Below are 9,369 nucleotides of genomic sequence, written 5' to 3'. Positions count from 1 at the left end.
CTACACGTGATCGAGAACCCAGTCCATTGCGCGCGTGACCGCGCTGCGTGATTCGTCGGAGTGATCGAGCATGTCGAAACCGTGTCGTCCGTCGGGTACGTCGATGATCTCCAGGTTCGCGGCGCGGGCTGCCTCGACGAAAGCCGCTACGCCCGAGACGAATTCGGGGCGATCGCGGCCCACGCGGGTCAGCAGAATCGGTAGTGCGGCCGAAGCCCGCACGGCGAGAGTGGGATCGAATCGAGGTTCGACGCCCCACTCGGGGAGGGCCTGCAGCACCGGGTAGGTCAACGCGAGGCAGGTCAACCACGTGGGCGAATCTCTCAACCAATCCGCGGCGAGCAAGCCACTGCCGGAGAAGAACCACAACGCAATTCGATTCGGATCCACGCCCGGTAGTCGTCGCACCTGCGCGAGCCCGGTGGCGATCTCGTCGGCGGCTGCGGCACACTCGGCGAGCGAGGCCATGTGGTGTTCGAGTACGACACCGACGACACCTGCTGTCGCAGCGATCGATCCGTACCCGACGAACACCGGTTGATCTCGCGGTCGCCACTCGACACCCGGGGGACGAGGGCCGCCGTGAACGAAGACGACAGCAGGCCGAAGGGCATCGTCGACGGGTGCGTTGTTCGGTGCCCGATAGACGTCGAACGAGTCGTGGCGTTCACGTAGTGCGGCGGGCGTCGCGAGTACGAACGGCTGCGGGTCCATTCACTGACCTCCGTCGATGATGCGTTGGAAGTGGTCGATTGCCCAGCGGGCCCAGTCGGCCAACGCGTCGTCCGCCCGGATTCCGTACTCAGCCGCGATATGCCCGAATGCCGACGGTCCATCGGGCACGAGATCGCGGTACGGCTCCCGGATGCGGCGCAGATCTGCCGCCTCGGACTCTGCGTGCTCGAGAATCCGCGTCAGTACCTCGACGGCGTCCTCGGGTTCCAAGGCGGACAGCAGGAACAGGCGTAGAACATTTTCGTTGCGCACGACTGCGGGACGGATCGGGGTTTCGACCAACCATCGCCTGAGTTCGTCTCGTCCGGCCTCTGTGATGGAGTACGTCCGCCTGCCCCGCGCTCCACGGTCGATCACCTCGATGTGCCCGGCCGCATCGAGCCGGTTCAGCTCGGGGTAGATGCTGGTGTGCCCGGCTGTCCAGGCGTGTTTGCCGATGCCGTCTGCACTCAGTGCCTCGGTCAGGTCGTATCCGCTACGCGACTCGATGGCGAGGAGGCCGAGAAGAGCGTGTGGAAGCGACATATGAAGAGCTTAGATTCCAATATCGACATGTCAAGAGTGACAGGTCGTCGTTGCTGGATGTCAGTCGACGTCACCAGCGAGCCAATGCCCTCAACGATTCCGGTGTGCCGGCGTAGTGATTGATGTCGGTGCGCCCGTCGATTCCGGGGATCGTGCCGCGGTCGGTGAACTGCCAGAACAGCCAGTCGGTCCAGCCGCCGGGTAAGGGCCCCAACTCGTCGTTGTAGTCGGCGATCCACAGCGGGTAGTTGTTGAACTCGTGGGTGTCGGCCATCGCCGTCCGCCAGAAGTTGGGGTACGTGTAGATGATCGGCTGACGTCCGGTCAGCGCCTGGACGGTGTTCAAGTAGCGGTGCGTCCAGTCGATCAGTTCGGCAGGAGACTTGCCCTTGGCGTCCTCGAGGTCGAGCACCGGCGGTAGATCGCCCGGGCCGTTGATGCCCAGCACCAGCGCTGAGTAGTACGCGCCCTGCAGTTCGGGGGAGAGCGTCACATCTGCGTAGTGGTACGCCCCGCGCGCCACGGAGGCCGTGCGCATGACGATCGAATCCTCTACGAAGTACGGGTTGACGTAATCCAGACCCTCGGTCGCCTTGACCATCGCGAACCCATGACCTGCAGCCTTGACGGTGTGCCAATCGATGGCAGTGCCGTCGATGTGCTGCCAGGACGAGACGTCCGGTCCCTGCGGAACGGCAGAGGCGACGGCCGGCATCGCACAGGCCACGACGGCCACCGAGAGCATTCCGAACAGGGCACGAACCGTGCGAGAAAGGACCACCGGGCTGAGGTTAGGGGCCCGGACCTGGGCACTCAATGGTGAACAGTCACTAATGCGTTCTGTCCACAGACGTGGTTGAGTCGTCGGTAATGAGACGTGGGTAACACTCACGCTGCCGACTGCGACATACCCAGAGTCGGCACGAACGAACCCTATGGAAACACGAACTACATCTCTTGGCTCGGAGGCGCACCCATGACTGTCGTGAACGATCTGTCGCACTTGGCTCTCACGGAGCTCGACCCGTCCGATTACGCGGTGCCGACCATCGCACCGATCCGTACCTCCGGTCATCTCGACCCGGTGTTCTGCGTCCACCCGCTGGTCGGCGTAGTCGATTGTTATGCAGGTCTGGCCACCCACGTCGACGACGCACGGCCCATCTACGGCGTCCAGGTGCCGGCGTCCGGTGAACGCGCCGAGTCTCTCGCGGCATTGGCTGCCTCCTATGCCGATGACATCGTTCGTGTCCAGACCGACGGTGCAGTCCACCTCCTGGGAATGTCGTTCGGCGGAGTTCTGGCCCATGCCATTGCCGTCGAACTGCAGGGCCGCGGCATCACCGTAGGTGCACTGACGCTGCTCGACAGCGACCCCGTCCACGCCAGGGCCGAGGGTGCAGATCTCCTCGCATCCATGGGCGACGAGATCGATCGCAGTCACGTCGAAGAACTGCTGGCCGTTGCGTCGCACAACGACGAGCTGGTGCAGCGGCACCTGCCCGGCATCTACTTCGGCGACATCCTCGCCGTCTCGTCCGTGGGAACCGACTCCGGATCCGCATGGCATCCCTTCGTGTGCGGCACAGTGACCAAGTACCTCGTGCCCGACGCCGCGTCGTTCGACGTCGTCGGCCCGCTGGTCGACAGCTACCTCAGCTGATATCTCGCGCTATCCCAGCCAGTCCAGCACGGCCGCGGCCGTCCAGGATTGCTGCATGCTGCCGAGCGGTTTGCCGGTGAACGGCTCGTAGTACTCCGCAAAGCTGCCGTCGCTGGCCTGCCGCAGTCCTTCGTCCCGCAGGGACAATGACCGCTCGGACCAACCGCGACGCGCGAACGCCCACGAGAACAACCACGTCATCACCGGCCACACCGGCCCACGCCAGTATTCACGGGCACGGAAGTCCTTCGACACCGGCGACGTCGAGGGTGGGACGGCGTACCGAAGATCCGGATGGCCGCAGAATCGGGTGCCCTCGAAGATTCGCAGCAGATTGCGCTCCTGTTCGCGGGACAAGCCGCCGCAGAGCAACGGGGCGAACATCGCGATGGTCTCGGTGCCGATCCACTGGCCGGTGCGTAGATCGAAGTCACGAGCCCCACCGGAACGCGCATCCGTCGTCGCGATGACCCCCTTACGGAACTTCTCCGCCCACGACCGCAACTCCCGAACATCGGAGTGGGGCCGTGAGTGGTCCTCACCGATGGTCGCGAGCACGTCGCATGCCACCGCGAAGATGGCGCTGACGAAGACATCCTCGACGGCAAAGCTCATCTTGGTCTTCAACGCGTCATCGTCGTAACCGACCTGCTTCATCTCTTCCACCAACCAGATGTAGCGGTCGTACTCGAGGTTACTGGGCCGCTGAGAGGCGTCGGTGATGACTGCCTTGTCCTCCCGGAAGTACGGATCCATCTCTCCGGGAACAACATTGGCGTACGCCGAATCCCAGCGCGGCGAGTTGTCCATACCCGACTCCCAGCCGTGGAACAACGTGATGCGTCCGTTGTCGTCGACGTCGCGAGCCTGCGCGAGCCAACGATGCCATCGCACCAGATCGCCCCAGCGTCGATCGAGAAACTCTTCGGCGACGGCGCGCGTGGTACGCCCGTGGCGTCTGGAGTGATCGAGGATGCGCTGCACGGCGATCGCGTGCACCGGGGGTTGGGTGATGCCCGAGGTCTGCGGGTTCATCGGCGCGTGCGGGGCGAGGGTACCGGTGGCCCACCGCGCCGGACCGGGAAAGTAGCCGTCGACACCGTTGGCGAACACGATGTGCGGGATCATCCCGTTCTTCCACTGCGCCGAGAGCAGCGTGTCCATTTCCACCACGGCACGCTCCACACTCAGCGGGGCAAGCCCGACGGAGACGAAAGCCGCGTCCCAGCTCCACATGTGCGGGTACAGCCTCGGTGCCGCGCTGGTCATGGCACCCAGGTCGTTTCCTCGAAGCAGATACGCCGCACGTGCCGCCAACTGCGTGGAAGTGAAACCTCGATCGCCCATGCAGATAGTTTGCGTCCGCGCGCGCATTTCCGCTCGTTTCGATTGCGGACCGAACCTGTCCACAATTGTCCCTACAGTTGTTTTCACCAGCCCACACAGGAGGAAACCATGGTCACCGAGAACACCGACATTGCGAAGATGCTCGACGAACAGCGCGCGAACTTTCTCATCACCGTCCGCGGAATCACCGACGAGCAGGCCCGCACCCGCACCACGGCCAGCGAACTGACTCTCGGCGGACTGCTGCACCACGTCATCAGTAACGAGCGGCACTGGATGAAGGTGATCGCGGACCTGGACGAGACGGCCGAATTCGACATGGCGTCCGCCGGCGGCGAATACGTCATGGCGGAGGACGAAACCGTGGCAGGCCTGGTTGCCGAATGGGAAGAAGTGGCGCGGTCCACCACCGATGCCCTCGCGACGTTGGATCTGAACCTGTCCGTCCCGGTCCCGACAGCACCCTGGGCACCCGAACGAATCTGGCAGACTGCACGATTCACCGTGCTGCACATCCTGCGCGAAATCTCGCAGCACGCCGGCCACGCGGACATCATTCGCGAAGAACTCGACGGTGCGAACACCACCCAGACCTGGGCCTCCGAGGCGGGGATGAGCTTCTAGTTAACCTGATTGCATGACTCGTACTGCACTGGTGACCGGAGCAAGCCGTGGCCTCGGGGCCCATATCGCTCGACTGCTCGCTCCGGATCACCACGTGTTGTTGGGGGGACGATCGGCCGAGTCGCTGAAGCCCATCGCGTCGGAATTGGCCGGGTCCACCCCATGGCCGGTGGAGTTGACCGATCCCGACGCCGTGGCGGCCGCCGCGTCGAGCATCGATTCTCTGGACGTGTTGGTGCACAACGCCGGAGTGGCTGCACTCGGTACGGTCGAGGAGTCGACGGCGGAGGACTGGCGACGCCAGTACGAGGTGAACGTCATCGCCGTCGTCGAGCTCACTCGACTCCTGCTCCCTGCACTCCGCGCCGCCAAAGGCCATGTGATTCTGATCAATTCGGGTGCAGGCCTACGCGCCAACCCGGGGTGGGGTGCCTACGCGGCGAGCAAGTTCGCACTCCGCGCCTTCGGTGATGCGCTACGTCTGGAGGAGCCGTCGCTGCGAGTCACCTCGGTGCATCCCGGACGTATCGACACCGAGATGCAGCAGGAGATCGTCGCGCACGAGGGTGGAGAGTACGACGGTTCGAAGTTCCTGCAGCCCAGCACCGTTGCCCTCGCGGTGCGCAATGCGATCGATACGCCGGCGGATGCTCACCCGACGGAGCTGGTGCTGCGCACCAGGTGAGCGGAACTTCGTAGTGGGGGTCGAGTTTCCGCTCACGACAACGGGTTTGGCGCAAGACTGGTTGTCCGTAGGTTCGACCGACTTGCGCGCAACCACCCCGCTGAGCGTCGATGCTCAGAGGTCGTCGAGTTTCACGATGCCGTCTTGCAAGGCCCTGGCGACGAGTGCCGCCTTGGTCGGCGCAGCCCGACCGACGCGGGAGTATTTGTCCCGGATTCGGGTCAGGTGCGTGTTGACCGTTCCCAGCGCGATGTGGAGGCGCACACCTACCTCGACTTTGGAGTCGCAGCCCAGCCACACCTTCAGTACAGCAACCTCCCGCTCGGTCAGTCCGGGTGACGCATACATCGGCGTTGGTTGTTGGCCATGGATCCGCCCCGGCGCAAGAGCAGTGCGGGTGACAGGCGGCCTCGGGCCGAGGGGGCTGCGCACAGTCCCGGGCACTGCGACTCGGGTCTGCACTTGGGGTCGACAATCGATCAACACCATCCGGTCCTCCTCGAGATACCGGCCTTCGGGCCGATGTATATCGGACCACGGCCCTTGAACACCCTGCAACACAAACCAATTCGAGACGAATGTCGATTTGAGCGCTCCACCTACACTCAGATATAGTCACAACTAAACCGTGCGGGGTCGGTCGCTGAATTGCTATAGTTCGTGATCCACTCAGGTGCTGTGAAGTCCAGTGAAGGCGGTCGACGTTGAACCCTAGGCCTGTCCCGCGTGAACAATTTCTCCACGCCGGATACCGGCTCCTGAGCGAGGTGGACATGACCGATCTCGCGCGGTCGCTCTCCATCTCGGCGGTAGTCGACGGTGCCGGGCTGTCGCATCAAACGTTCCACAACACTTACCCCGGCAACTCCCGTAGCGGAGGTTCCGGCGGCAAAGAAGCGTTTGTGGCGGATCTGCTCGACAACCTCACCGTGAATTACAGCGGAACTGCACCCACCGATCCGCCGGCCGGGCTGCGAGACGCGGCCGCACCGGTATCCGCCCTGTTCGAAGACCTGACCTCCGGCCTGATGCGTCGGCGCCTGATCGCCACCTTGCTGGCTACAGACCACGACGGGGCCCGCAAAGCCGTCACCCCCGAATTCGAGCGACTGGATGCCGACCTGCGCACCAAGGTGGGTCAGGCAATCCAAGCTCAGGGCGGTTCCGTACGCCAACCCATGTCACTGACCTCCCTCTCTTCTGTCCTCGGTGCATTGCTCGACGGACTCGCACTACGAGAGATGCTGACTCCCGGTTCCTTCTCAGTGGACGACATCGCTGCAACGACCACCTCGATCCTGCGGTGGGCGATCGATCCCTTGCATTCCGATCGACAAGCACTCGATCCCGAACCGACATATCCTTCCGACGACTCCGACTCTCTACGGCCGGACCTCGAGGCCGACGTGATCACCGCTACGGAAGCTCTGTTCGTCGACAACGGTTATTTTCTCGTCACACTCGCTGATATCGCTGCGGCCGCACGCCTCGGAGTCGACGACCTTCGACGGCTGTTCCCGAGCAAAGTCGACATCATCGTCGCCGCGCTGAAGCCGAAATTCGATCGAGTCCTGCGATTGCGTCGAGCCGATGAGCGTCTCGGCATCGAACCCGCTGTCGCGTTGCGCCGCACTCTGATCGAGGTAGGCGAATTCGTGATCGACAACCGGGCCATGAGTTCCGGGATGCTGCTCGCCTTGAGCTTCGAGCAGTTTCAGCAGCCAAGCACTGTCACGACAGTTCTGGAAAACCTCTACCTTCCTTCTGCGGTGGTCCCGATCCTCGACCGTGGACGCGAGGCGGGCGTGTTCAGCGGCGAAGCACCGACGATCGAGGCGGCAATCATGCTGACCAACAACGTCCTGTTTCGATGCCTGACGCGGCCGACCGAAACGGCAATCGAGGTTGTCGACGGCGTTCTCCGACTGCTCATGCCCGGCATCACAACAAGGACCCCATAGGGGTGCCGCACCACCGCGCCCATGCTTGCGGCGTGGCGGGGTGAGTGTGACCGACATGGATCCCGTGCACTGGGATCGATTGGCACGACTGTCGCAGCACTTGCTCGACGACATCGAAGTGGGATCCGGAGACGACGGCACCTGGTATGTGAGTCGCGATATCGAGTCCGCGTTGCTCCGACGCACGGTCCAAGGTTCCGAACCACAGATCGTCGTCGGTGAAGCCGGGCACGGAAAATCGACACTGCTGTGGTCGCTGCACCGAGCGCTACAGGAGCAGGGACTCCATCCGCTGCTGGTATCTGCCACCTGGCTTCATCCTGGAGACGACGGCATTCGTACAGCCTCGACCGCCGAGATCGTCTCCGCCATCACCGGTCGACCGGGCGCAATACTACTGCTCGACACCGCGGACCTGATGCTGCACAGCCGCTCTGCTCGCCACGACATCATCGACCTGGTCACAGTGCTCACTCGGACGGCGATCCCTGTAGTTCTGACGACCAGGCCGATCGAAGGGCAAAGCCTTCCTGCGAACCTGGGGCACAGGATCACCCTCGGGCCGTTCTCCTCGAACTCCGAACTTCCGGCCGCAATCGAGGCATTGACCGTCGAATTCATCGCCGACGACTCGGTGATGCCTACCAATCCGGTGTCGGCGATCCAGTCCGCCCTGGCTCGTGGAGCACTCGTCGACGACGTGTGCACCAGCCCCTTGCTGCTCAGACTGCTCTTCTCGTTGTCGGCACCACATTTTCCTCAGCTCGAACTCGACGTCACCGGCCTCTACAACCTGTTCTGGTCTCGCCGCATCGTCAGCGATCACCGCTCCGGACCGGAGGTACCGGCCGAGGACTCCGATGACCTCTCAGCCAGTGCCGGGTTTCTGGCGATCGCGATGCTCGCGTTGGGAACACCCGAACCACCCGTCGACGTCGTCGTCCGACGCGCGGCGCAGGTCGCCGCATCGGCGGACCATGCATACGACGACGTGGTCCTACGTAGACACGTACGGGCACTGACCCGGCGCGGCGTACTGGTCACAACCGACAACCGTGCACGGTTTCTCCATCAGACGTTCTTCGAGTTCGCCGCCGCCAAGGGCCTCGCCAACCGGGGAGCCGAAGACGAACTGCCGAGATTGATCGCTCGGGTTGCTCAGACGCCCGACGATCTCTTCGTCGGTGCCGTTGTCGAACAGATCTTGATCATCCTTGGAGCAGATCCGCTGGCCAGACCCGCCGTCCGCGCGAGCTGTCAGACCCTCATCCGCACCGGGCTTCCGTATCCCATCTCCATTGCCATGACTGCGTGGGCGCATCACCCGGTACTACTCGAGCTCACCACCGACATGTTCGCTGCGGTCGCCGACAATCAGTTGCGACAATTCCTCGAAAACCTGCCGATTCTGGGCACTCGGCAATTCGCCGAACGCGCAAGAGATTTCGGCCACCGGCTCGACATCGTTCCTCGGGGAATCGGAACAGGGACATTTCACGAACTTCTGTCGCCACACGACAACTCGACTCATCCGCCGAATGCACGCGGGCCGGACGAACTCACCGCGTACCAACAGCGCCTCGTTCGCGCTCTGCGACGCGTGGAGGAACGCCGGGGTGATCTCGAACGCGCCACGGACCAGGCCTACCGTGCGATTCGACGCGCCGCCAACAGCAAGGACGACGACCGTCTCGGCCGTACTTTGTTCAGCATTTCCCGATCTGCGTTCTACCGGTTGAAGGCCGGTTCGAGTTGGAGCGCACCCGCAAGAAAACTCTGCGCCGACATCGACGCCTAGGGAGACACAATCGGTGAGCGCTTCGACCTCA

The 9,369-nt window shown here is 63.4% G+C and carries 10 protein-coding genes; 5 read left to right on the top strand and 5 right to left on the bottom strand.

The annotated features are described in order from the left end of the window. The 3 genes from CH275_RS08060 to CH275_RS08050 all read right to left on the bottom strand — a co-directional run bounded on the left by CH275_RS08060 (position 1) and on the right by CH275_RS08050 (position 2,005). Entirely contained in the window at positions 1 to 714 is a 714-nt protein-coding gene (locus CH275_RS08060; protein WP_094676858.1) for an alpha/beta hydrolase, read from the bottom strand. Continuing rightward, positions 715 to 1,260, bottom strand: coding sequence for a PadR family transcriptional regulator (locus CH275_RS08055; protein ID WP_094676856.1), 546 nt, complete (start codon positions 1,258 to 1,260; stop codon positions 715 to 717). It lies immediately after the preceding gene. Positions 1,261 to 1,330: 70 nt separating this feature from the next. Then, entirely contained in the window at positions 1,331 to 2,005 is a 675-nt protein-coding gene (locus CH275_RS08050) for a glycoside hydrolase family 25 protein (protein ID WP_094677331.1), read from the bottom strand. 231 nt (positions 2,006 to 2,236) lie between these two features. On the opposite strand from CH275_RS08050, the gene CH275_RS08045 reads away from it, so the two are divergent. Next, positions 2,237 to 2,923 (top strand): thioesterase domain-containing protein, encoded by a 687-nt coding sequence (locus CH275_RS08045; protein ID WP_094677329.1) that lies wholly within the window; start codon positions 2,237 to 2,239, stop codon positions 2,921 to 2,923. Positions 2,924 to 2,932: 9 nt separating this feature from the next. Here the strand turns inward: CH275_RS08045 and ggh are convergent, their stop codons facing one another. Further along, complete coding sequence (gene ggh / locus CH275_RS08040; RefSeq protein ID WP_094676854.1) at positions 2,933 to 4,270, bottom strand: glucosylglycerate hydrolase; 1,338 nt, start codon at positions 4,268 to 4,270, stop codon at positions 2,933 to 2,935. A 108-nt stretch (positions 4,271 to 4,378) separates the two neighbouring features. Between ggh and CH275_RS08035 the strand changes: the two genes are divergently transcribed. After that, positions 4,379 to 4,894: a DinB family protein gene (locus CH275_RS08035; protein WP_094676852.1), complete on the top strand. Its 516-nt coding sequence runs from the start codon at positions 4,379 to 4,381 to the stop codon at positions 4,892 to 4,894. Between the two features lie 13 nt (positions 4,895 to 4,907). Then, complete coding sequence (locus CH275_RS08030) at positions 4,908 to 5,579, top strand: SDR family oxidoreductase (RefSeq protein ID WP_094676850.1); 672 nt, start codon at positions 4,908 to 4,910, stop codon at positions 5,577 to 5,579. 114 nt (positions 5,580 to 5,693) lie between these two features. Here the strand turns inward: CH275_RS08030 and CH275_RS29875 are convergent, their stop codons facing one another. Beyond that, on the bottom strand, positions 5,694 to 5,927 hold the full coding sequence (locus CH275_RS29875; protein ID WP_094676848.1) for a LuxR C-terminal-related transcriptional regulator: 234 nt from the start codon (positions 5,925 to 5,927) through the stop codon (positions 5,694 to 5,696). A 425-nt stretch (positions 5,928 to 6,352) separates the two neighbouring features. Here CH275_RS29875 and CH275_RS08020 point away from each other — a divergent pair, with 425 nt between their 5' ends. Together CH275_RS08020 and CH275_RS08015 are read left to right on the top strand one after the other, a co-directional pair. Continuing rightward, on the top strand, positions 6,353 to 7,540 hold the full coding sequence (locus tag CH275_RS08020) for a TetR/AcrR family transcriptional regulator (protein WP_094676846.1): 1,188 nt from the start codon (positions 6,353 to 6,355) through the stop codon (positions 7,538 to 7,540). Between the two features lie 55 nt (positions 7,541 to 7,595). Beyond that, positions 7,596 to 9,338 carry an ATP-binding protein gene (locus CH275_RS08015; RefSeq protein WP_094676844.1) on the top strand — a complete coding sequence of 581 codons (1,743 nt, stop codon included), beginning with the start codon at positions 7,596 to 7,598 and terminating at the stop codon, positions 9,336 to 9,338. Positions 9,339 to 9,369 lie beyond the last annotated feature (31 nt).

Origin of the sequence: Rhodococcus sp. 06-235-1A (assembly GCF_002258785.1) — a bacterium.
Classification (GTDB): domain Bacteria; phylum Actinomycetota; class Actinomycetes; order Mycobacteriales; family Mycobacteriaceae; genus Rhodococcoides.
Note: the sequence above shows the minus strand (reverse complement) of the source record. Positions and strands in the feature narration are given on the sequence as shown.